27 protein-coding genes are annotated in these 23,780 nt (G+C 62.7%); 25 read left to right on the top strand and 2 right to left on the bottom strand.

Annotated features, from left to right (window positions below; translation table 11 throughout):
- Positions 1 to 6: 6 nt before the first annotated feature.
- The 9 genes from ACSAMP_RS14290 to rsfS all read left to right on the top strand — a co-directional run bounded on the left by ACSAMP_RS14290 (position 7) and on the right by rsfS (position 6,939).
- The gene (locus ACSAMP_RS14290) at positions 7 to 612 is read left to right on the top strand and encodes a hypothetical protein (RefSeq protein WP_457800900.1); all 606 of its coding nucleotides are present in this window, start codon (positions 7 to 9) and stop codon (positions 610 to 612) included.
- A gap of 167 nt (positions 613 to 779) precedes the next feature.
- Positions 780 to 1,658 (top strand): signal recognition particle-docking protein FtsY, encoded by an 879-nt coding sequence (gene ftsY, locus ACSAMP_RS14285; protein ID WP_457800899.1) that lies wholly within the window; start codon positions 780 to 782, stop codon positions 1,656 to 1,658.
- 134 nt (positions 1,659 to 1,792) lie between these two features.
- Entirely contained in the window at positions 1,793 to 2,521 is a 729-nt protein-coding gene (rph, locus tag ACSAMP_RS14280; protein ID WP_457800898.1) for a ribonuclease PH, read from the top strand.
- A gap of 3 nt (positions 2,522 to 2,524) precedes the next feature.
- Positions 2,525 to 2,800, top strand: coding sequence for a hypothetical protein (locus ACSAMP_RS14275; RefSeq protein WP_457800897.1), 276 nt, complete (start codon positions 2,525 to 2,527; stop codon positions 2,798 to 2,800).
- Positions 2,801 to 2,811: 11 nt separating this feature from the next.
- Entirely contained in the window at positions 2,812 to 3,399 is a 588-nt protein-coding gene (locus ACSAMP_RS14270; protein WP_441795354.1) for an XTP/dITP diphosphatase, read from the top strand.
- 67 nt (positions 3,400 to 3,466) lie between these two features.
- A complete protein-coding gene (locus tag ACSAMP_RS14265; protein WP_441795355.1) occupies positions 3,467 to 3,799 on the top strand; it encodes a YhbY family RNA-binding protein in 333 nt (110 codons plus the stop codon).
- A 46-nt stretch (positions 3,800 to 3,845) separates the two neighbouring features.
- A complete protein-coding gene (gene nadD / locus ACSAMP_RS14260; protein ID WP_457800896.1) occupies positions 3,846 to 5,048 on the top strand; it encodes a nicotinate (nicotinamide) nucleotide adenylyltransferase in 1,203 nt (400 codons plus the stop codon).
- A gap of 4 nt (positions 5,049 to 5,052) precedes the next feature.
- Positions 5,053 to 6,549: an LCP family protein gene (locus ACSAMP_RS14255; RefSeq protein ID WP_457800895.1), complete on the top strand. Its 1,497-nt coding sequence runs from the start codon at positions 5,053 to 5,055 to the stop codon at positions 6,547 to 6,549.
- A 30-nt stretch (positions 6,550 to 6,579) separates the two neighbouring features.
- On the top strand, positions 6,580 to 6,939 hold the full coding sequence (gene rsfS, locus ACSAMP_RS14250; protein WP_457800894.1) for a ribosome silencing factor: 360 nt from the start codon (positions 6,580 to 6,582) through the stop codon (positions 6,937 to 6,939).
- 81 nt (positions 6,940 to 7,020) lie between these two features.
- Here rsfS and ACSAMP_RS14245 read toward each other — a convergent pair whose 3' ends face one another.
- Positions 7,021 to 7,914, bottom strand: coding sequence for a diacylglycerol/lipid kinase family protein (locus ACSAMP_RS14245; protein ID WP_457800893.1), 894 nt, complete (start codon positions 7,912 to 7,914; stop codon positions 7,021 to 7,023).
- Positions 7,915 to 8,101: 187 nt separating this feature from the next.
- Between ACSAMP_RS14245 and ACSAMP_RS14240 the strand changes: the two genes are divergently transcribed.
- The 16 genes from ACSAMP_RS14240 (at position 8,102) to ACSAMP_RS14165 (ending at position 23,341) form a co-directional block, all read left to right on the top strand.
- Positions 8,102 to 8,818, top strand: a complete 717-nt coding sequence (locus ACSAMP_RS14240) for an AzlC family ABC transporter permease (RefSeq protein ID WP_457800892.1) — start codon at positions 8,102 to 8,104, stop codon at positions 8,816 to 8,818.
- Complete coding sequence (locus ACSAMP_RS14235) at positions 8,815 to 9,150, top strand: branched-chain amino acid transporter permease (RefSeq protein ID WP_457800891.1); 336 nt, start codon at positions 8,815 to 8,817, stop codon at positions 9,148 to 9,150. Before ACSAMP_RS14240 ends, ACSAMP_RS14235 begins: the two co-directional genes overlap by 4 nt.
- Positions 9,151 to 9,217: 67 nt before the next feature.
- Complete coding sequence (gene ymfI, locus ACSAMP_RS14230) at positions 9,218 to 9,952, top strand: elongation factor P 5-aminopentanone reductase (protein ID WP_457800890.1); 735 nt, start codon at positions 9,218 to 9,220, stop codon at positions 9,950 to 9,952.
- 288 nt (positions 9,953 to 10,240) lie between these two features.
- Positions 10,241 to 11,347: a putative glycoside hydrolase gene (locus ACSAMP_RS14225; RefSeq protein ID WP_457800889.1), complete on the top strand. Its 1,107-nt coding sequence runs from the start codon at positions 10,241 to 10,243 to the stop codon at positions 11,345 to 11,347.
- A 334-nt stretch (positions 11,348 to 11,681) separates the two neighbouring features.
- On the top strand, positions 11,682 to 11,996 hold the full coding sequence (locus ACSAMP_RS14220) for a hypothetical protein (protein WP_457800888.1): 315 nt from the start codon (positions 11,682 to 11,684) through the stop codon (positions 11,994 to 11,996).
- The gene (locus ACSAMP_RS14215) at positions 11,996 to 13,975 is read left to right on the top strand and encodes a V-type ATP synthase subunit I (RefSeq protein WP_457800887.1); all 1,980 of its coding nucleotides are present in this window, start codon (positions 11,996 to 11,998) and stop codon (positions 13,973 to 13,975) included. Before ACSAMP_RS14220 ends, ACSAMP_RS14215 begins: the two co-directional genes overlap by 1 nt.
- Before the next feature lie 13 nt (positions 13,976 to 13,988).
- Positions 13,989 to 14,513: a V-type ATP synthase subunit K gene (locus ACSAMP_RS14210; RefSeq protein ID WP_227145608.1), complete on the top strand. Its 525-nt coding sequence runs from the start codon at positions 13,989 to 13,991 to the stop codon at positions 14,511 to 14,513.
- 22 nt (positions 14,514 to 14,535) lie between these two features.
- Positions 14,536 to 15,225, top strand: a complete 690-nt coding sequence (locus ACSAMP_RS14205; RefSeq protein WP_457800886.1) for a V-type ATP synthase subunit E — start codon at positions 14,536 to 14,538, stop codon at positions 15,223 to 15,225.
- 50 nt (positions 15,226 to 15,275) lie between these two features.
- Entirely contained in the window at positions 15,276 to 16,259 is a 984-nt protein-coding gene (locus ACSAMP_RS14200; protein ID WP_457800885.1) for a V-type ATPase subunit, read from the top strand.
- Positions 16,260 to 16,274: 15 nt separating this feature from the next.
- Positions 16,275 to 16,583, top strand: coding sequence for a V-type ATP synthase subunit F (locus ACSAMP_RS14195; RefSeq protein ID WP_441795369.1), 309 nt, complete (start codon positions 16,275 to 16,277; stop codon positions 16,581 to 16,583).
- A gap of 55 nt (positions 16,584 to 16,638) precedes the next feature.
- Positions 16,639 to 18,414 carry a V-type ATP synthase subunit A gene (locus ACSAMP_RS14190; protein ID WP_457800884.1) on the top strand — a complete coding sequence of 592 codons (1,776 nt, stop codon included), beginning with the start codon at positions 16,639 to 16,641 and terminating at the stop codon, positions 18,412 to 18,414.
- A complete protein-coding gene (locus ACSAMP_RS14185; protein ID WP_441795372.1) occupies positions 18,411 to 19,787 on the top strand; it encodes a V-type ATP synthase subunit B in 1,377 nt (458 codons plus the stop codon). The genes ACSAMP_RS14190 and ACSAMP_RS14185 overlap by 4 nt, the downstream gene beginning before the upstream one ends.
- A 12-nt stretch (positions 19,788 to 19,799) precedes the next feature.
- Positions 19,800 to 20,498, top strand: a complete 699-nt coding sequence (locus ACSAMP_RS14180) for a V-type ATP synthase subunit D (RefSeq protein WP_441795373.1) — start codon at positions 19,800 to 19,802, stop codon at positions 20,496 to 20,498.
- A gap of 151 nt (positions 20,499 to 20,649) precedes the next feature.
- On the top strand, positions 20,650 to 21,255 hold the full coding sequence (locus ACSAMP_RS14175) for a sugar O-acetyltransferase (RefSeq protein WP_457800883.1): 606 nt from the start codon (positions 20,650 to 20,652) through the stop codon (positions 21,253 to 21,255).
- Positions 21,256 to 21,412: 157 nt separating this feature from the next.
- The gene (locus tag ACSAMP_RS14170; protein ID WP_441795375.1) at positions 21,413 to 21,937 is read left to right on the top strand and encodes an adenine phosphoribosyltransferase; all 525 of its coding nucleotides are present in this window, start codon (positions 21,413 to 21,415) and stop codon (positions 21,935 to 21,937) included.
- A 42-nt stretch (positions 21,938 to 21,979) separates the two neighbouring features.
- Entirely contained in the window at positions 21,980 to 23,341 is a 1,362-nt protein-coding gene (locus ACSAMP_RS14165; protein ID WP_457800882.1) for an NCS2 family permease, read from the top strand.
- A 96-nt stretch (positions 23,342 to 23,437) separates the two neighbouring features.
- On the opposite strand, the gene ACSAMP_RS14160 is transcribed toward ACSAMP_RS14165, so the two are convergent.
- Entirely contained in the window at positions 23,438 to 23,779 is a 342-nt protein-coding gene (locus ACSAMP_RS14160) for a YerC/YecD family TrpR-related protein (protein ID WP_457800881.1), read from the bottom strand.
- Between the last annotated feature and the right edge of the window lies 1 nt (position 23,780).

The following is a 23,780-nucleotide window of genomic DNA, read 5'->3' as shown; positions in this document are numbered from 1 at the left end:
ATCAGATTGAACGAAAACGAGAAGAAAAACGGCTGGTTGCCCATTCTGGGCTATGTGGCCCTGATCGTGGTGCTGTTCATCGGCATCAAGGTGGTCTTTGCCGGACTGGGCCGGGCCATCCCCAAGACGGAGGATGTCCAGCCCCAGTTCACCGCCCTGAACAACCGGGAGGGCCAGCAGGTGAGCTATGGCCTGCGGCTGCTCACCGACGAGGAGGCCCAGTCGGACGAGGTCCGGCAGTGGCTGGAACAGGCCCGGGAACAGGCCGAGCCGGACACCGGGGCATACTGGCTGGTGCGGCTGGAGGAGGACGACTATCTCCTCTGTCTGCCGGACCAGGACCGGAGCCTGTCCCCGGGCAGCTTTACCGCCACCGAGGAGCGGGACCCGGACGGCATGATCGCCCTGGTCCTCCGCGTCCGCACCCCGGAGACGGGGGAGAGCGTGGAGCCGGGCAGTCAGCTGTTTTGCCTGCGCACCCAGTCCAACCAGTGGCAGGGCGTGCGCCTGCGCATCATCGTGGACGGCCGGGAGCAGGCGGTCAACAAGCTGGCAGAGCAGAACGGACAGCTGTATTCCACGGAAGAGGTATACGTGGGACGGGATAAATAAATTTTTTGGCTGACCCTCTCCGCCCAGTGTGCGCACTGGGCACCTCCCCCAAAGGGGGAGGCAAGGGGTGCATGACCGAAAATTGCCCTTGGCTCCCCCTGCGGGGGAGCTGGCACGGCGCAAGCCGTGACTGAGAGGGACACCAAAATCAGAAGGGAACAGAAATCATGGGCTTTTTTGACAAGCTGAAAAAGATCAACATTTTTTCCAGTCTGGCACACCTGGGCTCGGAGCTGAACGACGACTTTTATGACGAGCTGGAGGAGTCCCTTATCCTGGCGGACACGGGGATGGACGTGACATTGGAGCTGGTGGCCGAGCTGCGCCGCCGGGTGCGCGCCGAGGGCATCAAGACCCTGGAGGAGGCCCGGGCCTGCATGTGCCGGGTCATCGCCGACGCCATGAATGTGGGGGACGGGGCGCTGGATCTGTCCACTTCCCCCTCGGTGGTGCTGTTCATCGGCGTAAACGGCGTGGGCAAGACCACCACCATCGGCAAGATCGGTGCCCAGCTGCGGCATGAGGGGAAAAAGGTCCTCTTCTGCGCCGCCGACACCTTCCGGGCCGCCGCCGCCGAGCAGCTGACCATCTGGGCCGAGCGGGCCGGGGTGGACATCGTCAAGCAGCACGAGGGGGCCGACCCCGCCGCCGTGGTCTTTGATGCCACCTCCGCCGCCAAGGCCCGCCGCAGCGACGTGGTGCTGGTGGACACCGCCGGGCGGCTGCACAACAAGCAGAACCTGATGAACGAGCTGAATAAGATTTCCCGTGTGGTGGACCGGGAGCTGCCCGGCTGTGCCCGGGAGACTCTGCTGGTGCTGGACGCCACCACCGGCCAGAACGGCCTGATCCAGGCCAAGCAGTTCCAGCAGGCCGCCGGGGTCACCGGCATCGTCCTGACCAAGCTGGACGGCACGGCCAAGGGGGGCATCGCCATCGCCATCGCCAAGGAGCTGGGCGTCCCCGTGAAATACGCCGGGGTGGGCGAGGGCATCGACGATCTGAAGCCCTTCGACGCCATGGACTTTGCCCAGGCGCTGATTTAAGACAAGTTTTCCACCGCCAGGGTGGGAAATGTGGAAACAAAGTCGAATTTTCGGGAAAAACAGAAAGTTTACATGCTGTTCATCCTTTTCCGGGATGGGGCATACTAGAATGAAAAGAGAGGAAGCGGAACACTATGGCACGCATCGACCAGAGAGCATTTGACCAGCTGCGGCCCATGGAGATCATCCCCAACATCAACAAATTCGCGGAGGGCTCCTGTCTCATCCGCTGCGGCAACACCCATGTGCTGTGCTGCGCCAGCGTAGAGGACAAGACCCCGCCCCACGTCCCCGAGGGGGAGGGCTGGGTGACGGCGGAATATTCCATGCTGCCCCGGGCCAACCGGGAGCGCTCCCGCCGGGATATCTCCAAGCTGAAGCTGTCCCCCCGCAGCGCCGAGATCCAGCGTCTGGTGGGCCGGGCCCTGCGGGCCGCCGTGGACCACAAGAAGCTGGGGGAGCGGACCATCACCATCGACTGCGACGTGCTCCAGGGGGACGGCGGCACCCGCACCGCCAGCGTTACCGGGGGCTATGTGGCCCTGGCCCTGGCCTGCAAAAAGCTGATGGCCCAGGGTCTGCTGACGGAGGACCCCTTGATTGGCAGCGTGGCCGCCGTGTCCGCTGGCATCGTGAACGACCAGCTGCTGCTGGACCTGTGCTATGAGGAGGACTCCGCCGCCCAGGTGGACTTAAACTGCGTCATGACCGACCAGGGCCAGCTGGTGGAGATCCAGGGCACCGGCGAGGGCCGCTCCTTTACCATTGAGGAGCAGCGGGGCCTGGTGGACCTGTGCGCCAAGGGCATCCGGGACATTATGGCCATCCAGCAGGCGGCCATCCGACAGGGGGAGGAGGGCTAAACTATGGCACAGGTTTTCGAGATGCTCATGCTCATCACGTTCGGCCTGTCCTGGCCCTTCAACATCACCAAGTCCCTGAGATCCCGCACCGCCAAGGGCAAGAGCGTCTGTTTTGAAATGTTTATCATCGTGGGCTATCTGTGCGGCATCGCCGGAAAGATCGTGGGCCACAACGTGACCTATGTGATGGCCTTTTACATCATTGACATCGCCATGGTCTCCACCGACCTGGCCCTGACCTTCCGCAACCGGGCCCTGGACCGGGCGGCGGAGCGCTGAGGAGGAAATACATGAAACTGGTATTGGCCAGCAAAAACGAAAAGAAGCTGGCGGAAATGAACGCCATCCTGTCGGAACTGGGGGTAGAGGTCTGCTCCGAGGCCCAGGCCGGGGTGGATGTGGACGTGGAGGAGACGGGCACCACCTTCGAGGAGAACTCCCTGCTGAAGGCGAAAGCTGTCATGGAGGCCAGTGGTCTGCCCGCCATCGCCGATGACTCCGGCCTGTGCGTGGACGCACTGAACGGGGCCCCGGGGGTGTACTCCGCCCGCTACGGCGGCCCGGAGCTGGATGACGCCGGGCGCTATCGCCTGCTGCTGGAGAACCTGCGGGGGCAGACGCCCCGGACGGCCAAGTTCGTCTCGGTGATTACCTGCTGCTTCCCCAACGGGGACGTAATCACCGCCCGGGGGGAGTGCCCCGGGACCATCGCCTTCGCCCCCATGGGGGAGGGCGGCTTTGGCTATGACCCGGTGTTCTTTATCCCGGGGCTGAAAAAGACCTTTGCCCAGCTGTCTGCCCAGGAGAAGAACGCCATCTCCCACCGGGGCCGCGCCCTGGCCCTGTTCCAGCAGAAGCTGAAAGACTATTTAAAGTAAAACCAGCGCCCCGCCCTGCCGGGCGGGACGAAAAAAACAAAATATCAGAGGAGAAATCACAGACTTTATGGAACTGACAAGCAAACAGCGGGCCCAGCTGCGGGGCCTGGCCAACAACATCGACACCATTCTCATCGTGGGCAAGGACGGCATCGGCGACAACCTGGTCAAGCAGGCCAACGACGCGCTGGAGGCCCGGGAGCTCATCAAAGGCCGGGTGCTGGAAAACTCCATGCTCTCCCCCCGTGAGGCGGCCCAGGAGCTGGCCCCCCTGACCCGCAGCGAGGTGGTGCAGGTCATCGGAACAAAATTCGTCCTGTATCGTCCAACCCACAATAAGGACAAGAAGGACAAGATCGTTCTGGTGCCGGACAAGAAGAAAAAGCCCGCGGACCGTTAACAGAACAGGGCAGGGGGAGGACCCTGCCCGGAAAGGCGGCGTAAACATGAAGATCGGAATTTACGGCGGAACCTTTAATCCCCCCCACCTGGGGCACATGGCGGCGGCCCAGGCGGCGGTGGCGGCACTGGGGCTTGACAAGCTGCTGCTGATCCCGGCGGCCATCCCCCCCCACAAGGCCCTGCCCAGCGGCACGCCCCCCCAGGAGGAGCGGCTGGCCATGGTGGAGAAGTGGGCCGACGTGATGGGCGGCCACGTGGAGGTGTCCGCTCTGGAACTGGAGCGGGAGGGCAAGAGCTATACCTCCGACACCCTGCGCGCCATCCGTCAGACCTATCCCCAGGCGGAGCTGTGGCTGCTCATGGGCACGGACATGTTCCTCACCCTGCACCTGTGGCACGAGCCGGAGGTCATCCTGTCCCTGGCTGGCATCTGCGCCTTTGGCCGCACGGAGCAGGACGGGGAGGCCATGTTCGCCCCCCAGCGGGAGTATCTGCAAAAAAACTTTGACGCGAAGATCACCACCATTACCCTGCCCGGGCTGGTGGACATCTCCTCCACCCGCCTGCGGGAGCAGCTGGAGAACGGCGGGGGCGGGAAGTATCTGCTGCCCTCCGTCTATGGCTACATCCTGATGCACCGGCTGTACGGCACCAATGCCGATTTGACCCGGCTGGATCTGAAGCAGCTGCGGGCCTGCTCCTATTCCATGATGCGGGCCAAGCGCATCCCCCACGTCATGGGCGTGGAGGAGGAGGCGGTGAAGCTGGCCCAGCGCTGGGGCGCCGACCCGGAGCTTTCCCGCCGGGCGGGCATCCTCCACGACTGCACCAAGTATTACGAACTGCCCGAGCAGCTGGAGATCTGCGCAAAATACGGGGTGGAGCTGGACGAGCTGGAGCAGAAGGCCGTGAAGCTGCTCCACTCCAAGACCGGGGCCTGCATCGCCCGGGAAGTGTTCGGCCAGCCCCAGGCGGTGTATGACGCCATCTTCTGGCACACCACGGGCAAGGCGGACATGACCACCCTGGAGAAGGTGCTGTACATCGCCGACTATATGGAGCCCAACCGGGACTTTGACGGCGTGGAGCGCCTGCGCCATCTGGCCTATACCGACCTGGACAAGGCCATGCTGCTGGGAGTGGAAATGACCATCCAGGAGATGCAGCAGCGCCAGGTCCCCATCCACAAAAACACGCTGCAAGCCAGAGACTGGCTGCGCCAGCACGGAGTTACCACAGAGGACTGAGAACATGAACGAGTACAGAAACAGATCAGGGCGGCGGATGGCACAGCCCCATCAAAAGACGGGCCTTTGGACCCAGTACCGCCGGTGGGTGGCCGGGCTTACCCGGGCAGAGCGCATCCGCTATCGCCTGTTGCAGGCGGCGGTGATCGTCTCCCTGGTCATCATCGCGGCTTTCTTCATTCTGCAAAGCTGGATACGGGTGCCCCAGCTGCCCAGCGTGGACAGCGAAAACGGGGACATTCTGTCCGGCGACGTCAGCGGTGAGATGCCCGACGTGGCCAAGAGCGGACGAAAGGACGGGGTGTATACCTTCCTCTTAGTGGGCAAGGACACCGCCGGAGGGGGCAACACGGACACCATGATCCTGCTCACCTATGACACGGTGAACAAAAAGATGTATGGTCTCAGCCTGCCCCGGGACACCATGGTCAACGTGAGCACCACCAGCAAGCGGCTGAACGCGGTGTATAACTATAACAAGGGCAAGGACAAGAGCACCCAGGTGAAAAACGGCATGGCCGCCCTGAAGAAAGAGGTGGCCCACCTGACGGGCATTACCCCGGACTTCTATGTCATCGTGGAGTGGGAGGCCATCGGAAAATTGGTGGATGCCGTGGGCGGCGTGGAGTTCGACGTCCCCTTCGACATGGACTATGACGACCCCACCCCCGGCCAGGACCTGCACATCCACCAGAAGGCGGGCCTGCGCCTGCTCAGCGGCGACGACGCCATGCAGGTCATCCGCCACCGGAAGAACAACGACGGAAGCCACTCCGACGGCGATGTGGGCCGCCTGAAGGTCCAGCAGTCCTTCCTGAAGGCGGCGGCCAAGAAGTGCCTCCAGCCCGCCACCCTGCTGAAGGTGCCGGAGCTGGCCAAGATCTTCTCACAGAACGTGACCACCGACCTGACGGTGGGCAACATCCTGGCCTTTGCCCAGCTGGCCAGCGGCATGGACGCGGAGAAAGATGTGGACTTCACCACCGCCCCTCTGGGCAGCTCCTTCATGTATAAGGGGGCCTCGCTGGTCACCCTGGACCCGGACGAGCTGCTTCAGATCCTGAACGAGCACATGAACCCCTATCACCAGGACATCCAGCGCAGCGACCTGCAGCTGGTGTATAAGACCGGCAGCGGTACCTTGGCCGTGACCAGCGGGAAGCTGCTGCTCAGCGGAAACACCACCTCCTCTTCCTCCGGCAGCGGCAGCAGCAAGCCCAGCACCTCCGGCGGGAAGAACAACACCACCACGACCACACCCAGCCAGGAGGAACCCGCTGACACTTCCGAGCCCGTCACCCCGGAGGAGCCGAAGGACAACAGCGGTCAGACCAGCACAGAGCCGACCCCGACCCCGGAACCCACCCCTCAGCCCGAGCCCACCCCGGAGCCCGAGCCGACCCCGGAACCGGAGCCTACTCCCGAACCTACCCCAGAACCTACCCCCCAGCCTGAGCCGTCCACCGACCCCGTGTCCCAGGACGTGCCCGATGCGGCTTAAAAATAAAAACGATCAAAGGAGAACGACGAATTGACTTCTTATGAGATGGCTGTGGGCCTGGCCAAGGCCCTGGACAGCAAAAAGGGACTGAACATCAAGGTGCTGAAGACGCAGGAGCTGACCACCCTGGCCGACTACTTCGTGCTGTGTACCGCCACCTCCACCACCCAGGTCAAGGCCATGTCCGACGCCTGTGAGGAGGCCATGGAGAAGCAGGGCGAGACTGTCCACCACATCGAGGGCCACCGGGACGGGGCCTGGCTGCTGATGGACTTCTCCTGCGTCATCGTCCACGTGTTCACCGACGAGGCCCGGAAGTTCTATGACCTGGAGCGCCTGTGGGCCGACGCCCAGGAGGTGGACCTGTCCGATATCCTGGTGAAAGAGTAACGCGCCGACACAAAACAAGATCGCCGTACAGACTTGCCCGTCTGTACGGCGATCTTTTGTAAAAATCAAACTGGAAGCGCTTCAGCTGCCCCGGATGATGGTCAGGGCCCGCTGACAGTTGACGATCTCGTTCACCGACTCGCTGCCGCCGAACTCCCCGTCGATGGTCCAGGGGATGGGCTGTTCACAGGTGAAGGTGAGGTGAGAGGCCTTGAAGTGGATGCGGGAACCGGCGCTGGGCTGGTTCTGGTCCAGCAGGGCCTGAAAGCCGTTGGCCACGTCGGCCAGGCTCACCGGCTTTTTGACCAGGTCCACCTCAAACAGCCCGTCGTCCAGCACCACGTGCTCGCTGGTGGGCAGGCGGATGCCACCGATGGAATAGGCGTTGCTGACCATGCCGAAATAGAAGTCGTCCTCCAGGGTGTTCCCGTCGTATTCGATCTTCATGTGATAGGGGGTGATGGAGGGGAGAGAGGCGATGCCCGCCATCACATAGGCCAGGTGGCCGAAGGTGTTCTTCAGGTCCTGGGGCGTCTCGTAGGCCACCTTGGTAAAGGCCCCGAAGGCGGCCACATAGACGAAGGGGCGGCCATTGAGCTTGCCGATGTCGCTGGGCCGGGGGACCCCCTGTCCGGCGGCGATGGCGGCGGCCTGACGAGGGATGCGGGGCAGCCCTAAGTTAGCGGCGCAGTCGTTGGTGGAGCCGAAGGGGATATAGCCCAGGATGGGCGGGTCCTCCAGCTGCATCAGACCGGTGACCGTCTCGCTGAGGGTGCCGTCCCCTCCGGCGCACACCAGGCGGGAGAAGCGGGGCCCCAGCTCCCGGGCGGCCCGGACGGCGTCCCCCTTCCCCTGGGTGGGATAGGCGGTGACCAGCCAATTGGCCTTTGTAAACTCATCCAGCACGGCGGCCAGCTCGTCGGGCAGCTGCCCCTTGCCGGCGGTGGGGTTGTAGATGAGCAGAAGGGGTTCCATGGAAATTGCCTCCTTTGGCGGTGAAACTGTATCAAATTCTTATTATACGGAGGGTACCGGGAAAATCAAGGCGAAAATCGCCAATCTTAACCCAATCTTAGCAGACCGGGGAAGAAAGGCTTGCATTGCGGGGAGAAAGCGGGTAGAATAGGAGGAAACTGCGCAAGACAGAGAGGAACGGATATACATGAAGAGGACGTTTGCCGCCGCGTTTCCCGTGACGGCTCCGGTGCTGATGGGCTATCTGGCCATCGGCATGGCTTTTGGCCTGATGCTCCAGTCCATTGGATACAATGTGCTGTGGGCATTTTTTATGAGTCTGGTGATCTATGCCGGGTCGGGACAGTATCTGGGGGTGTCTCTGCTGGCCACAGGGGCCTCTCTGCCCCAGGTGGCCTTCCTCACCCTGATGGTGAACTTCCGTCACCTGGTCTATGGGTTGTCCCTCATTGAAAAGCTGCGGGGTATGGGGCCGCGAAAGCTGTATGTGATCTTTGCCCTGACGGACGAGACCTATGCCCTGCTCAGCTCCGCCAAGCCCCCCCAGGGCGTGAAGGACCACGACTTTTACTTTGCCGTGGCCCTGCTGGACCACATCTATTGGATCGGGGGCTCGGTGCTGGGCTCCCTGGTGGGGGCCGCTCTGGGCATGGACACCACCGGCGTGGACTTTGCCATGACCGCCCTGTTCCTGGTCATCGCTGTGGGCCAGTGGAAGGCGGCGGGGAGCCACCTGCCTGTGCTGCTGGGCGCTGTGGCCACCATTGCCAGCCTGATGCTGGTGGGGGCCGGCGAGATGCTGCTGCCTGCCTTGGGTGTCATTGTCCTGGGTCTGGTGCTGCTGCGTCCCCGTCTGGACGACACCCTGCCCAAGCCGGGCAAGAAGCAGGAGGTGGGCGTATGACACTGACCACCGGTCAGGCCGTGGCCACCATTCTGGTCATGGCCGCTGTGACCTTTCTCACCCGGGTGCTGCCCTTCGTCCTCTTTGGCCGGGGGGACAGCGCCCCCAAGATCGTGCTGTACTTAGGCCGGGTGCTGCCCCCGGCGGTCATCGCCATGCTCATCGTCTATTGTCTGAAGGGCGTGACCTTCACCACCCTGGGGGGCTGGCTGCCCTCTCTCGTTGCTGGGGTGGCGGCGGTGGTGCTGCACCTGTGGAAGGGCAACGAGCTGATCTCCATCTTTGGGGCCACCGGCCTTTACATGGTCCTGGTCCAAGTGGTCTTTGCATAACTTTTTCCGATACCCGTCCTGACAAAGGGCGGGTATCATAAAATTTCAAACAAAAGAGGCGGGAATCATGGCAAAGCATGTTTTGATCACCGGGGCCTCCCGGGGCATCGGGGCGGCCACTGCCCGGGTGTTTGCGGCGGAGGGCTGGAACGTGGCCCTGAACTATTGCCGCAGCCGGGACCAGGCCCTGGCGCTGGCGGCGGAGCTGTCGGCGGGGGGCGTGGAGGCCGTGGCCCTGGAGGGGGACGTGTCCGATCCCGACCAGGCCAACGCTCTGGTGGAGGCCGCGGCGTCTATGGGTCCCCTGGACGCCCTGGTCTGCTGCGCCGGGATCGCCCTGCCCCAGCAGCTGCTCACCGACACCACCGACTGGCAGTGGCGGCAGGTGATGGGGGTGGACCTGGACGGGGTGTTCTACACCATGCGGGCGGTCTGTCCCCACATGGTCCGCCGCCAGCAGGGCAGTATCGTCACCGTCTCCTCCATGTGGGGCATCACCGGCGGGTCCTGCGAGGCGGCCTATTCCGCCGCCAAGGCCGGAGTCATCGGCCTGACCAAGGCCATGGCCAAGGAGCTGGGCCCCTCCCACATCCGGGTCAACTGCGTGGCCCCCGGGGTCATCGACACGGAGATGAACGCCCACCTGTCCCGGGCGGACATGGACGCCCTGGGGGAGGAGACCCCCCTGGGCCGCATCGGCCGGGCGGAGGAGGCGGCCCGGGCCATCTTCTATCTGGCATCTGACCAGTCTGCCTTCGTCACCGGCCAGGTCCTTCCGGTGGACGGGGGCATGGTGATCTGAAAACAGGCGGGAGGAGAACGATGGCCTTCCCCTCATCCGTCACGGGCTTCGCCCGCGCCACCTTCCCTATCCCTTTTGTCCCTTCGGGACATTTCCCCTTGACAAGGGGAATCGGCCCCAGGGGAAGGCTCTTATTATTACTGTCTCTGCCGATTTTTTCGGCGGGGACATTTTTTTCTGGACAACGGGGATACAAGCTGTTATCATTCCAATAGATATTGATGCATGGAATCAAATATGCCCGCCCCTTTTATTAGTGGGCGGCGGCGATACAAAGGAGGTCGGACCATGGGCCGGAGAAACGGCGGATACGGCGGCTATCGGGGCCGCAGGACCTTTCACGATATCCTGAAATGGGTGGCGGCCATTCTGGCCGTGCTGGTGGTCATTTTGGCGGGGGTGCTGGTGTTTGGCCAGCGCTATCTGGTCTTTCGGGACCAGGGGGTCCGGCTGGAGCTGCCCTTTTTCCACCAGAAGGACGACCAGAAGCCAGACCCCGGCGATGTGAGCCTGGAGGTCCGCCCCCAGGGGGACCAGTCCGGTGAGGATCAGAGCGCCCAGAAACCTGGGGCGGACGAGACCGAGGCCCTGCGGGCGGTGGAGCTGCCCCTGTCGGCGGTGCAGGATGGCACCGCCCGGTCCCGGCTGGAGCAGGCGGGGGCCAACGCCCTGATTTTAGAGATGAAGGACAGCCAGGGCGATCTGGCCTGGCGGAGCGAGGAGAGCCTGGCTGCCCGGGTGTCCTCCGGGGATGAGACCATCAACGGCGCTTTGGAGGACTGGAACCGAGGGGACGTGTATACCATTGCCCGGGTGTGCGCCTTTCGGGACAACACCGTGCCCTATCAGAACAACAGCGTGGCTTTAAAGGCCAGCTACGGCAACTGGCGGGACGAACTGGGGCTGCGGTGGCTGAATCCAGATTCGGAGAAGGCCCGGAGCTATCTCATTGGGCTGTGCCGGGAGCTGGCCCAGTTGGGCTTTGACGAGATCATGCTGGACCAGTGCTGGTTCCCCACCCAGGGCAAGCTGGACCAGATCGTGAAAAACGGCTCCTATGCCGACGGGCGCTTTGCGGAGTCGGTGGAGGACCTGTTCGCCCAGCTCAGCCAGGCGGTAGAGCCCTATGGGACCCGGCTGTCTGTCCGTCTGCCAGAGAACTATCAGGGGGCAGCGGCCACCGGCGGCCTGAGTGAGAAGTGCCTGGAGAACGACATTCAGCGGATATGGACCATCCCGGAAGCGGGAGAAACCGGGGCCGAGTTGGCCCAGCGGCTTGGTTTGGCAAACGCCCGGGAAAAGCTGGCCGCGCTGACGGGGCAGTTTGCGCCGGAAGGCCCTGAAGCGCAAGGAATCACATCGACGAAAATTAGACGAAGATTTGATAGCCTTTGATTGTGAAAATGCAGTCAAAGACTATCTTTCTTTCACGAGCATTTTAGACAAAGATGTAAAAATGTCTGGTTTGTGGTGAAAAGGGAAAAGTAAACCAGTACAACGCCGAAAAGAATCAAAAACGACGAAAAAATAACAGAACCTTTAGAAAACATAAAGTTGAAAAAGAATCAAAGGCAAAAATAGACTTGCATTTTTGGGCAATATCCTATAGAAAATAGTTTATCAGCAGTTTCCTAAATAGACTTGCATTTTTGGGCAATACCCTATAGAATATGTTTATCAGCAGTTTTCCTAACTAAAGAACAAGCGAAAGACAAAGGTGGTGAAAATCGTGTCAGTGGAAGCCATTGAAAAGGTGACGCAGACCGAGCAGGAGGCCAAGCAGCGCAAAGACGCGGCGGCGGCGGAGAGCAAGCAGAAGCTGCAGACGGCCCAGCGGGCGGCCCAGCGGACGCTGGAGGAGGCCCGGACCAATGCCGAGGCCCAGGCCCGCCAGATGATGGCCCAGGCCGAGGCCCAGGCGGCCCAGCGGAAGCAGCAGGTGCTGGACCAGGCCGCCCAGGAGTGCCAGACCATGAAGCAGGCCGCCCGGAGCCATCTGGAGCAGGCCGCCGAATTGATCGTAGAAAAGGTAGTGAATGGCTGATGGCTATCGTGAAAATGGATCATGTGCGGCTGATCGCCATGACGGAGGACCGGGAAGAGATCCTGCGCAGGCTCCAGCGACTGGGCTGCGTGGAGATCGACCAGGCCGTCCTGCCTGACGACCAGCCCCAGTCCGGGCAGGCCCCGCCGGAGGAGTCAGACAGTCTGGCCCGCCTGCGGGAGCAGCTCAGCCGCCCGGACACCCAGCGGCTGGGCGCCGCAAGGGAGGAGCAGAATCAGGCCGACCACGCACTGTATGTCCTGAAAAAATATGCCCCGGCCAAAGAGAAGTTCTTATCTCCCAAGCCCAGTCTGGACGAGGCCGACCTGTTTGACCAGGCCCAGGCCGACAAGGCCCGGCAGGGGGCAGAGGAAGTGAACGGCGCTTTCCGCCGGGTGAACACCATCCACAGCGAGCAGACCAAGCTATTGGCCCAAAAGGCCCAGCTGGAGCCTTGGCGGACCATGGACCTGCCCCTGGATACCCAGTCCACCGCCCAGGTAACGGTGCAGATGGGCACCCTGCCCCCGGAGGCCGACTTCGATGCCGCCCAGGGGGCGGCCCTGGCCGCCGGTGAGCTGTCAGAGCTGACCAGGATATCTTCCAATCGAAACGCCCAATATTGCCTGTTGGTGTGCCACGCCAGCCAGAGCGAGGCGGTGCTGGCCGCTTTGAAGGATGTGGGCTGGTCCCGAGCCAGCCTGAAGGAGTGGTCGGGCACGGCGGCGGAGAATCTGCAAAGGCTGGACGAGGAGCTTGCCGCCCTGGACCAGGAGCTGGCGGAGACGGAGAAGAAGCTGTCCGGCATGGGCGAGCTTCGCCCCGCCCTGCGCCGCCTGTATGACCGGGCGGAGGCAGATGTCCGCCGGGAGGAATCCCGCCAGCGCCTGCTGGACACCAGTCAGACCTTCTACTTAGAGGGCTGGCTCCCTGCGGAGCGGCGGGAGGCAGTGCAGGAGGCACTGGCCCCCTTCCTCACGGCGTGGGAGCTGACCGAGCCCAGCCCGGAGGAGTACCCCGCCGTGCCGGTAAAGCTGAAAAACAACTGGCTCACCCGGCCCCTGAACATGGTGACGGAGATGTACTCCCTGCCCGCCTATGGCTCCCTGGACCCCAACCCCCTGATGGCCCCCTTTTTCATCCTGTTTTACGGCATGATGATGGCGGACATGGGCTATGGACTGGTGATGATGCTGGCCTCGCTGATCGTGCTGAAAAAGAAGAAGCCCGGCGGCACCATGGGCCACCTGTTCGGCCTGCTGGGGCTGTGCGGTGTGAGCACATTCCTTTTCGGAGCCCTTACCGGCGGCTTCTTCGGCGACTTCCTCACCCAGCTGTTCGCCCTTACCGGTGTCAGCAATGATTTCGCCCTGCCCGCCCTATTCACCCCCCTGAACGACACCATGATGATCCTGGTGGGGGCCATGTGCCTGGGCTTTGTGCAGATCCTCACCGGCATGGCCATCAGCTTTGTGAAAAAGCTCAAGCACGGCCAGATCATGGACGCCGTGTGGGAGGAAGTGACTTGGTGGGTGGTCTTCGCCGGACTGGCGCTGGCCATTCTGAAGGTCACGAATCTGGTGATCATCCTGGGCGGCGTGATGGTGGTGGCCGGACCGGTGCTGACCGAAAAGGGCTTCGGCAAGGTCACGGGGATCTTCGGCTCCCTCTATAACCACGTCACCGGATATTTCGGAGACATTTTGTCCTATTCCCGACTGATGGCGCTGATGCTGGCCGGGTCGGTCATCGCCCAGGTGTTCAACACCCTGGGTGCCATCCCCGGCAACGTGTTCATCTTCATCATCATCTCCATGGCGGGCAACACGCTGAACTTTGCCCTGAACCTGCTGGGCTGCTATGTCCACGACCTGCGCCTGCAGTGCCTGGAGTATTTCAACAAATTCTATGAGGACGGCGGAAAGCCCTTCCGCCCCCTGGACCTGAACACCAAATACTATAACGTGGTCAAAGATTAAGGAGGAAACAAAAATGGATCTCTCTCAGATGACGGAAGTTTACCAGAGCATGACGGTTTTGGGCAGCATCGGCGGCCTGGCCCTGGCCCTGCTGGGCGCCGGCCTGGCGGCGGTGCTCAGCGGCATCGGCTCCGCCAAGGGCACCGGCCTGGCCGGTGAGGCCGGCACCGGCCTTTTGTGCGAGGACCCCAGCAAGTTCGGTAAGGTGATGATCCTGCAGGTCATCCCCGGCACCCAGGGCCTGTATGGTCTGGTGGTGTGGTTCTTCGCCGTGTTCCGTATGGGCCTGCTGTCCGGCGTTCTGCCCCAACTGACTGTGGCCCAGGGTATGCAGTATTTCGTGGCCTGCCTGCCCATGGCGCTGGGCGGCCTGTTCTCCGCCATCGCCCAGGGCCGCGTGGCCGCCGGCTCCATCAACATCCTGGCCAAGAAGCCCGACGACTGGTCCAAGGGCATGGTGCTGTGCATCACCGTGGAGTTCTATGCCATCCTGTCTCTGCTGGCCTCCATGCTGATGATCATCAACATCAGCGCCTGATCGCCTGGAAAGGACTTGCCTTATGGAAGGAATCGAAAAAATCACCGCCAAGATCCTCTCTGATGCCCAGGCTGACATCGACCAGCTCAACGCCCAGACCCAGGAGAAGGCGGATGCCATCGCCCGACAGGCCCGGGCCCAGGCGGACAAAGAGACCGCCGACATCCTGGCCCGGGGACAGAAGGCCGCCGACGAGCGGCTGGAACGGCTGAGCTCCGCCGCCCAGATGGAAAAGCGCAAGCTGGCCCTGGCCGCCAAGCAGGAGGTACTGGGCGAGGCCTTTGACCTGGCCCTGGACAAGCTGTGCTCCCTGCCCGAGGAGGACTACATCGCCCTGCTCACCCGCCTGGCGGTGGAGGCCTCTGAAACCGGGAAGGAGCAGCTGATCTTCTCCGAGGCCGACCGCGCCCGGGTGGGCAAGCAGGTGGTCATCGCCGCCAACGAATGTCTGGTGAAGGGGGTGGCCCCCGAGCTGCCCGGTGCGCTGGCCGACACAAAGGTTGGCGCTCTGCTGGGCAAGGTAGTCAACTCCACCGCCGCCATGGTCACCGGCACCGGCCTTCTCACCCTGGCCCAGGAGACCCGAAAGATGCGGGGCGGCTTTGTCATGCTGGACAACGACGTAGAGATCAACTGCACTTTTGAGACGCTGGTCCGCCTCCAGCGGGAGAAGCTGGAGAAGCAGGTGGCCCAGGTCCTGTTCCCGGAGTAACGCCGGAGCAAACATCCGATTAGAGTTTTATAAGAGGGAGGAGGGATACCTTGTCCCACCGAAAAGATACGGATTATCTCTCTGTCTCGGCCCGCATCCGGGCCATGGAGAACCGCCTGCTGACCCGGGAGCGGATGGACCGCATGATCGACGCCGCCGACGACGGCGAGGCCAGAAAGGTCCTGGCCGAGTGCGGCTACCCCGAGGGGGGCAGTCTGGACCAGGCTCTGGCCGCCGCCCGGGCCGACGTGTTCCGGGACATGGAGTCGGCGGTGCCCGACCGGAGGCTGGTAGAGATATTCCAGCTGAAATACGATTATCACAACGCAAAGACCCTGCTCAAGGCCGCCGCCATGGGGCGGGACCCCCAGCCCATCCTGCTGCCCGGCGGGCGCTATGACCCCGCCCAGCTGACGGAGGGCTGGCGCAGGGAGGAGCTGCGGGGCTGTTCCCCCGCCTTTCAAAAGGCCATGACCCAGGCCAAGGCCCTGCTGGAGGACAGCCATGACCCACAGCAGGCTGACCTGATCTTAGACCGGGCCTGCTTTGAGGAGATGGCCCAGCTGGCCCGGGACCTGGACAGCCGCTTTTTGCAGCGGTATGTCCAGCTGCTGGTGGACGTGGCCAATCTGCGCACCGCCGTGCGGGTCCACCGCATGGGCCGGGAGCCGGAATTCCTGCGCCAGGTGCTGCTGCCCGGCGGCAGCGTGTCCGAGCAGAGCATCGCCGCTGCCCGGGCCGACGCCCTGGGCGAGCTGTTTGCCGCCGGGAGTCTGGCCCAGGCCGCCCAGCTGGGGGCCAAGCTGGCCCATCCGGGAGCGGGAGCCATGACTGACTTCGAGCGGGCCTGTGACGATGCGGTCACCGCCTATCTGGCCTCGGAGCGCCGGGTCCCCTTTGGGGAGGAGCCGGTGGTGGGCTATCTCTACGCCCGGGAGGCGGAGTTCACCGCCATCCGCACCATCTTCGCCGGGCGCGCGGCCAAGCTGGAGGGCGACGTGATCCGCCGCCGCCTGCGCGAGACCTATGTGTAAGGAGGGGGAGACCACATGTACAAGATCGCCGTGATGGGCGACGCGGACAGCGTCCTGGGCTTTCAGGCCCTGGGGCTGGAGGTCTGCCCCGTCGATGGCCCGGAGGAGGGCCACCTGGCCCTGCACCGCATGGCCAAAGAGAATTACGCCATCATCTATATGACCGAGCAGCTGGCCGCCAAAATGGGGCCGGACATCGCCCGGTATAAAGACGCCCTGACCCCCGCCATTATTCTGATCCCCGGCAAGGAGGGCAGTCTGGGCATCGGTATGGCCAACGTGAAAACTGCCGTGGAGCGTGCCGTTGGCGCAGACATCTCCTGAACCTGAACGCATTGCAATTACTAGAAAATCTACCCGAAAGAAGGTATTGAAACCTATGGGAAAGATCGTCAAGGTCTCCGGCCCGCTGGTGGTTGCCACCGGCATGGAGGAGGCGAACATGGCCGACGTGGTCCGTGTGGGCGAGCAGCGCCTGATCGGTGAGATCCTTACCATGAGTGGGGACTCCGCCTCCATCCAGGTCTATGAGGAGACCTCCGGCCTGGGCCCTGGGGCCAAGGTGGTCACCACCGGCTCCCCCCTGTCCGTGGAGCTGGGGCCCGGCCTGGTAGAGAATATTTACGACGGCATCCAGCGCCCGCTGGAGGTCATCATGGAGAAGGTGCAGGGGAACAACCTGCCCCGCGGCGTGGAGGTCCCCGCCCTGGACCGGGAGAAGAAGTGGGACTTTACCCCCACCGTCCAGCCCGGGACCAAGGTGGTGGGCGGCGACGTCATCGGCACCGTGCAGGAGACCGCCTCCATCCTCCACAAGATCATGATCCCCCCCAAGATGAAGGGCACCATCGTGTCCATTCAGTCCGGCGCGTTCACCGTCACCGAGACGGTGGCCGTGCTGGAGACGGAGGAGGGCGAAAAGGTCCAGCTGCCCATGATGCAGAAGTGGCCCGTCCGTGTGGGCCGCCCCTATAAGCACAAGTATCCCCCCACCATCCCCCTGCAGTCCGGCCAGCGCATCGTGGACACCTTCTTCCCCGTGGCCAAGGGCGGCACCGCCGCCATCCCCGGCCCCTTCGGCTCGGGCAAGACGGTGATGCAGCACGCCCTGGCCAAGTGGTCCGACGTGGATCTGGTGGTCTATATCGGCTGCGGCGAGCGTGGCAACGAGATGACCGACGTGCTGCGGGAGTTCCCCGAGCTGGTGGACCCCCGCACCGGCGAGTCGCTGATGAAGCGCACGGTGCTCATCGCCAACACCTCTGACATGCCCGTGGCTGCCCGTGAGGCCTCTATCTACACCGGCATCACCATCGCTGAGTATTTCCGGGACATGGGCTATGCCGTGGCCGTCATCGCTGACTCCACCTCCCGCTGGGCCGAGGCCCTGCGCGAGATGTCTGGCCGACTGGAGGAGATGCCCGGCGAGGAGGGCTATCCCGCCTATCTGTCCTCCCGTCTGGCCCAGTTCTATGAGCGGGCGGGCTCTGTGGCCTGCATCGGCTCTGACGAGGACCGCCGGGGCAGCCTGACCGCCGTGGGCGCCGTGTCCCCTCCCGGCGGCGACCTGTCCGAGCCCGTGTCCCAGGCCACCATGCGCATCGTCAAGGTGTTCTGGGCCCTGGACGCCTCCCTGGCCTATCGCCGCCACTTTCCCGCCATCAACTGGCTGAACTCCTATTCCCTGTATCTGGACAGCCTGCAGCCCTGGTATGACGAGCATTTGGGCAAGGACTTCCTGAAAAACCGGGAGTGGGCCATGTCCACCCTTCAGGAGGAGGCCAGCCTGAACGAGATCGTCCAGCTGGTGGGTAAGGATTCTCTGTCCGCCAAGGACCAGATCACCCTGGAGATCGCCAAGATGATCCGAGAGGACTTTTTGCAGCAGAACTCCTTTGTGGACATCGACTCCTATTCCGAGTATGACCGCCAGGCCCGGATGCTGGCCATGATCCGCAAGTATGAGGACGAGTGCCGGGCGGCCCAGCAGCGGGGCGGCGACCTGGCCGAGCTGTTCGCCGTGCCCGCCCGTGAGAAGATCGGCAGAGCCAAGTCTGTCCCCGCCGACCAGTATAAGACCACCTATGAGGCCATCCAGGACGAGATGGAGCAGGAGCTGGCGGCCATTGCCGAGAAGGGAGAGGACGCGCTGTGATTCGTGAATACAAGACCATCCGAGAGATCTCCGGCCCCCTGATGGTGGTGGACCGGGTGCAGGGCGTCACCTATGACGAGCTGGCCGAGATCCAGCTGGCCGACGGCTCCGTCCGCCGCTGCAAGGTGCTGGAGGTCAACGGCGACTCCGCCGTGGTCCAGCTGTTCGAGGCCTCCGCCGGCATCAACCTGGCCCAGTCCAAGATCCGCTTTTTGGGCCACCCCCTCCAGCTGGCTGTGTCCGGCGACATGCTGGGCCGGGTGTTCAACGGCATGGGCCAGCCCATCGACGGCGGCCCCGCCATCCTGGCCGACGAATACCGGGACATCAACGGCATGGCCATGAACCCCGCCGCCCGGAACTATCCCAACGAGTTTATCCAGACGGGCATCTCTACCATCGACGGACTGAACACCCTGGTCCGCGGCCAGAAGCTGCCCATCTTCTCCGGCTCCGGCCTGCCCCACGCGGCCCTGGCCGCCCAGATCGCCCGCCAGGCCAAGGTGCTGGACGGGGAGTCCAACTTCGCCGTGGTCTTCGCCGCCATCGGCATCACCTTTGAGGAGTCGGAGTTCTTCGTCAGCGAGTTCAAGCGCACCGGCGCCATTGACCGCACCGTGCTGTTCACCAACCTGGCCAACGACCCCGCCGTGGAGCGCATCGCCACCCCCCGCATGGCCCTGACCGCCGCAGAGTATCTGGCCTTTGAGAAGGGGATGCACGTGCTGGTCATCCTCACCGACATCACCAACTATGCCGAGGCCCTGCGTGAGATCTCCGCCGCCAAGAAAGAGGTCCCCGGCCGCCGCGGCTACCCCGGCTATCTGTACACCGACTTGGCCACCATGTACGAGCGGGCGGGCCGCCAGGTGGGCAAAGAGGGCTCCATCACCATGATCCCCATCCTGACTATGCCCGAGGACGACAAGACCCACCCCATCCCAGACCTGACCGGTTATATCACCGAGGGGCAGATCATCCTCTCCCGCGAGCTCTATCGTCGGGGCGTGAATCCCCCGGTGGACGTGCTGCCCTCCCTGTCCCGTCTGAAGGACAAGGGCACCGGCGAGGGCAAGACCCGGGAGGACCACTCCGGCACCATGAACCAGCTCTTCGCCGCCTATGCCACCGGCAAGGAGAACAAGGAGCTGATGAGCATCCTGGGCGAGGCGGCCCTGTCCCCCACCGACCTGCTGTACGCCAAGTTTGCCGACGAGTTTGAAAAGCGCTATGTCTCCCAGGGCACCGACGAGAACCGCTCCATTCAAGAGACCCTGGACCTGGGCTGGGAGCTGCTGAGCATCCTGCCCCGCAGCGAGCTCAAGCGCATCAAGCCGGAGATGATCGACAAGTATCTGCCCAAGAAAGACTAAGGAGGGATCGAAATGCCTTCCACGACCATCAATCCCACCCGCATGGAGCTGACCCGACTGAAGGGCCGCCTGAAAACGGCCCAGCGGGGCCACAAGCTGCTGAAGGACAAGCGGGACGAGCTGATGAAGCAGTTCATGGACGTGGTGCGGGAAAACCGCGCCCTGCGCCGCCGGGTGGAGGAGGGCCTGATGCGGGCCCACGGCTCCTTTACCGTGGCCGCCGCCCTCATGTCCCCGGAGATGCTCCAGCAGTCCCTGCTCTATCCCAAGCAGAGCGTGGAGCTGGACATGACCTTTCAGAACGTGATGTCGGTGGACGTGCCCCGATACCACTTCAAGACCACCGGACAGAACGCCGGGGAGGTCTATCCCTATGGCTTTGCCCAGACCAGCGGCGAGCTGGACGACGCGGTGGATGCCATGTCCAGCGTGTTCCAGGATATGCTCCGCCTGGCCGAGGTGGAAAAGACCAGCCAGCTGCTGGCCGAGGAGATCGAAAAGACCCGCCGCCGGGTGAACGCCCTGGAATATGTCAAGATCCCCGAGATGCAGGCCAACATCAAATATATCACCATGAAACTGGACGAAAACGAGCGCTCCAACACCATCCGTCTGATGAAGGTGAAGGACATGCTGCTGAAGGAGTCCATCGAAGAAAAACGCGCCGAGGACGCCCGCGCCCTGCAAAACTTCCGCAGCGAGGAGCAGTAAAGCTCGGCTGAAAACAGAAAAAAGACGGCACCGCAATGCTTGTTTAAGAGCAGCGGGGCCGTCTTTTTGATGCTTGAGACACTTGTACTAGTTGAAAATCGTAATAAGATAGGACTGATCCTAGAAAACCAACGACTGCGGGGAAAATATTATGACGGAAAAAGAGAAGATGCAGCGGCAGATGCTTTATGATGCTAATTATGACAAGGAGCTTTTGGCGGAGCGGGTGCGGGCGAAGGAGCTCTGCTATGACTTTAACCAGCTGCGCCCGTCTGACGTGGAGGGCCAGCAGAAACTCCTGCGTCGGCTGTTGGGGAAGACTGGGGAGCATTTCTGTATCACGGCACCCTTTTGGTGCGACTATGGCTATAACATTGAGCTGGGGGAGAACTTTTACGCCAACCACGGCCTGGTGATCTTAGACGGCGGCAAAGTGACCTTTGGGCACGACGTGTTCGTGGCCCCCAACTGCGGCTTTCACACGGCGGGGCACCCCATCGATTTTCAGCGCCGCAACCGGGGGCTGGAATACGCTTATCCCATCACCGCGGGGAACAACGTGTGGATCGGCGCTGGGGTGCAGGTCATGCCGGGGGTGACCATCGGGGACAACGTGGTCATCGGCGGTGGGAGCGTGGTGGTGAAGGACATCCCCAGCGGCTCGGTGGCCGTGGGCAACCCCTGCCGGGTGGTCCGGGCCATCACCGAGGAGGATGAAAAGACCGGCTGGGACTGGTCCGGTTCTTTCACCGAATGAAAACCCGGCGCTGGGGGGAGAAAATCTGCGATTCCCCCTTGCATTGCGGCGCAGATTTGATAAAATACTCTTGTTGTCTTTTCGGGAAAAAGGCATGGCGGTGGAAACGCCGCTGAAATATTCGGCCTTTTGGGCCGGGGAGGAGAGAAGAGGACACATGAGCAAGATGGAAGATTACATCATCAGCATCCCGGACTATCCCAAGCCGGGGATCATCTTCCGGGATATCACCTCGGTGCTGCGGGACGCGGACGGACTGCGCCTGGCGGTGGACGAGATGACCCAGCGCATCGGCGACGTTCAGTTCGACGCCATCGTGGGGCTGGAGTCCCGGGGCTTTTTGTTCGGAATGCCCATGGCCTATAACCTGCACAAGGCGTTCATTCCCATCCGCAAGCGGGGCAAGCTGCCCCGGGAGACCGCCCATATCTCCTATGACCTGGAGTATGGCTCGGCGGAGATCGAGGTCCACAAGGAGGATATCACCCCCGGGATGCGGGTGGTGGTGGTGGACGACCTGATCGCCACCGGCGGCACGCTGGAGGCCGCGGTGCAACTGCTGGAGGGACTGGGGGCCAAGGTGGTCAAGGTGGTCTGCCTGCTGGAGCTGAAGGGCCTCCACGGGCGTGACCGGCTGGCCGGGTATCCCACGGAGACCGTGGTCGCCTATGAGGGCAAGTAACGCCCCAAAAGAGAGAGCAGAGAAAAAGAAAGGGAGAATTTCATGTTAGAGCGCGTATTCAAGCTGTCTTCCCATAAGACAGACGTCAAAACCGAGGTCATGGCCGGTATCACGACCTTTATGACCATGGCCTATATCCTGGCCGTCAACCCGTCCATTTTGGGCTCCACCGGCATGGACAGCACCGCCGTGCTGCTGGCCACCGCCCTGGCCTCCTTCCTGGGCACCCTGTGCATGGGTCTGATGGCCAACCTGCCCTTCGCCCTGTCTGCGGGCATGGGCCTGAACGCCTATATGGCTTACACCGTGGTGGCCGGTTATGGCTACAGCTGGCAGGTGGCCCTGCTGGCCGTGTTTATCGAGGGCCTGATCTTCATCGTCCTGTCCCTGACCAACGTGCGCGAGGCCATCTTCAACGCCATCCCCCTCACCCTGAAGCGGGGCGTGTCTGTGGGCATCGGCCTGTTCATCGCCTTCATCGGCCTTCAGAACGCCGGTCTGTCCGTGGACTCCTCCACCCTGGTCACCATCACCAGCTTCACCGAGAACTTCCACACCTCAGGTATCTGCGCCCTGCTGGCGCTGGTGGGCCTGTTCCTCATGGCTGTGTTCTACATCCACAATTTCAAGGGCGCCATCCTGTACGGCATCCTGCTCACCTGGATTTTGGGTATGCTGTGCCAGGTGACCGGCATCTATGTCCCCACCCCCGAGGCCGGGTTCTACAGCCTGTTCCCCACCCTGGGCATGACCGACTTCTCCAAGCTGGGGGAGACCTTTGGCCAGTGCTTCAACGTGGACTTCAGCGCCGTGGGCCTGATCAACTTCATCGTTGTGGTGTTCTCCTTCCTGTTCGTGGACCTGTTTGACACCCTGGGCACCCTGATCGGCGTGGCCACCAAGGCGGACATGCTGGATAAGGACGGCAAGCTGCCCGGCATCAAGCCCGCCCTGCTCAGCGACGCCATCGCCACCTCCGCCGGCGCCGTGCTGGGCACTTCCACCACCACCACCTTTGTGGAGTCCGCCTCCGGCGTGGCCGTGGGCGGCCGCACCGGCCTGACCGCCATGGTCACCGGCGTGCTGTTCCTGATCTCCACCCTGTTCGCCCCCATCTTCACCGCCATCCCCTCCTTCGCCACCGCCCCCGCCCTGATCATGGTGGGCTTTTTGATGGTGGGCACCGTGACCGATATCCGCTTCGACCTGGACAACATGACCGAGGCCATCCCCGCCTACCTGGCCATCATCGCCATGCCCCTGTTCTACAGCATCTCCGAGGGCATCTCCATGGGCGTCATCTCCTATGTCCTGCTGAACCTGGCCGCCGGGAAGGGCAAGAAGATCACTCCGCTGATGTATGTACTGGCGCTGCTGTTCATCCTGAAGTATATCTTCCTGTAAGCATTTCTGATTTCCGGTTTCCCGCCCCGCAGGGGGTGGGGAAGCCATAAAAAAGAACCGTTTGACTGTTTTCGTTGCAGTCAAACGGTTCTTTTATTATTTCGCCGAGACAGGAGCGGGAGCCGGAGCGGGCTCCTGGTCCTGAAGCTCCTTCAGGCGGTTCAATACCAGCTGATAGCCGCCGGAGCCATAGCGCAGCTCGGTGTTGATGCGGGTGATGGTAGAGCTGCTCACCGGGACCTGATTGCGGACCATCTCATAGGTGTTGCCGTCCAGCAGCAGCCCGGCCACCTGAAAGCGCTGGGCGAAAGCGGTGAGCTCCTGAACGGTGAACAGATCGCTGAAAAAGGTGTAACACTCCTCCACCGACTTCAGTGAAAGAATGCCCTGGAAGAGCTGATCAATGGGTTCTGTTTGGTTGCGCTGCAAATGCGACATA

This window comes from Flintibacter sp. SJQ-8 (assembly GCF_054108085.1).
Note: the sequence above shows the minus strand (reverse complement) of the source record. Positions and strands in the feature narration are given on the sequence as shown.

Excerpts from the sequence above, each read along its gene's own strand:
- ftsY (WP_457800899.1), top strand. The coding sequence starts at position 780 with ATGGGCTTTTTTGACAAGCTGAAAAAGATCAACATTTTTTCCAGTCTG.
- rph (WP_457800898.1), top strand. The coding sequence starts at position 1,793 with ATGGCACGCATCGACCAGAGAGCATTTGACCAGCTGCGGCCCATGGAG.
- ACSAMP_RS14275 (WP_457800897.1), top strand. The coding sequence starts at position 2,525 with ATGGCACAGGTTTTCGAGATGCTCATGCTCATCACGTTCGGCCTGTCC.
- ACSAMP_RS14270 (WP_441795354.1), top strand. The coding sequence starts at position 2,812 with ATGAAACTGGTATTGGCCAGCAAAAACGAAAAGAAGCTGGCGGAAATG.
- ACSAMP_RS14265 (WP_441795355.1), top strand. The coding sequence starts at position 3,467 with ATGGAACTGACAAGCAAACAGCGGGCCCAGCTGCGGGGCCTGGCCAAC.
- nadD (WP_457800896.1), top strand. The coding sequence starts at position 3,846 with ATGAAGATCGGAATTTACGGCGGAACCTTTAATCCCCCCCACCTGGGG.
- ACSAMP_RS14255 (WP_457800895.1), top strand. The coding sequence starts at position 5,053 with ATGAACGAGTACAGAAACAGATCAGGGCGGCGGATGGCACAGCCCCAT.
- ACSAMP_RS14245 (WP_457800893.1), bottom strand. The coding sequence starts at position 7,914 with ATGGAACCCCTTCTGCTCATCTACAACCCCACCGCCGGCAAGGGGCAG.
- ACSAMP_RS14240 (WP_457800892.1), top strand. The coding sequence starts at position 8,102 with ATGAAGAGGACGTTTGCCGCCGCGTTTCCCGTGACGGCTCCGGTGCTG.
- ACSAMP_RS14235 (WP_457800891.1), top strand. The coding sequence starts at position 8,815 with ATGACACTGACCACCGGTCAGGCCGTGGCCACCATTCTGGTCATGGCC.
- ymfI (WP_457800890.1), top strand. The coding sequence starts at position 9,218 with ATGGCAAAGCATGTTTTGATCACCGGGGCCTCCCGGGGCATCGGGGCG.
- ACSAMP_RS14225 (WP_457800889.1), top strand. The coding sequence starts at position 10,241 with ATGGGCCGGAGAAACGGCGGATACGGCGGCTATCGGGGCCGCAGGACC.
- ACSAMP_RS14215 (WP_457800887.1), top strand. The coding sequence starts at position 11,996 with ATGGCTATCGTGAAAATGGATCATGTGCGGCTGATCGCCATGACGGAG.
- ACSAMP_RS14210 (WP_227145608.1), top strand. The coding sequence starts at position 13,989 with ATGGATCTCTCTCAGATGACGGAAGTTTACCAGAGCATGACGGTTTTG.
- ACSAMP_RS14205 (WP_457800886.1), top strand. The coding sequence starts at position 14,536 with ATGGAAGGAATCGAAAAAATCACCGCCAAGATCCTCTCTGATGCCCAG.
- ACSAMP_RS14195 (WP_441795369.1), top strand. The coding sequence starts at position 16,275 with ATGTACAAGATCGCCGTGATGGGCGACGCGGACAGCGTCCTGGGCTTT.
- ACSAMP_RS14190 (WP_457800884.1), top strand. The coding sequence starts at position 16,639 with ATGGGAAAGATCGTCAAGGTCTCCGGCCCGCTGGTGGTTGCCACCGGC.
- ACSAMP_RS14180 (WP_441795373.1), top strand. The coding sequence starts at position 19,800 with ATGCCTTCCACGACCATCAATCCCACCCGCATGGAGCTGACCCGACTG.
- ACSAMP_RS14175 (WP_457800883.1), top strand. The coding sequence starts at position 20,650 with ATGACGGAAAAAGAGAAGATGCAGCGGCAGATGCTTTATGATGCTAAT.
- ACSAMP_RS14170 (WP_441795375.1), top strand. The coding sequence starts at position 21,413 with ATGAGCAAGATGGAAGATTACATCATCAGCATCCCGGACTATCCCAAG.
- ACSAMP_RS14165 (WP_457800882.1), top strand. The coding sequence starts at position 21,980 with ATGTTAGAGCGCGTATTCAAGCTGTCTTCCCATAAGACAGACGTCAAA.
- ACSAMP_RS14160 (WP_457800881.1), bottom strand. The coding sequence starts at position 23,779 with ATGTCGCATTTGCAGCGCAACCAAACAGAACCCATTGATCAGCTCTTC.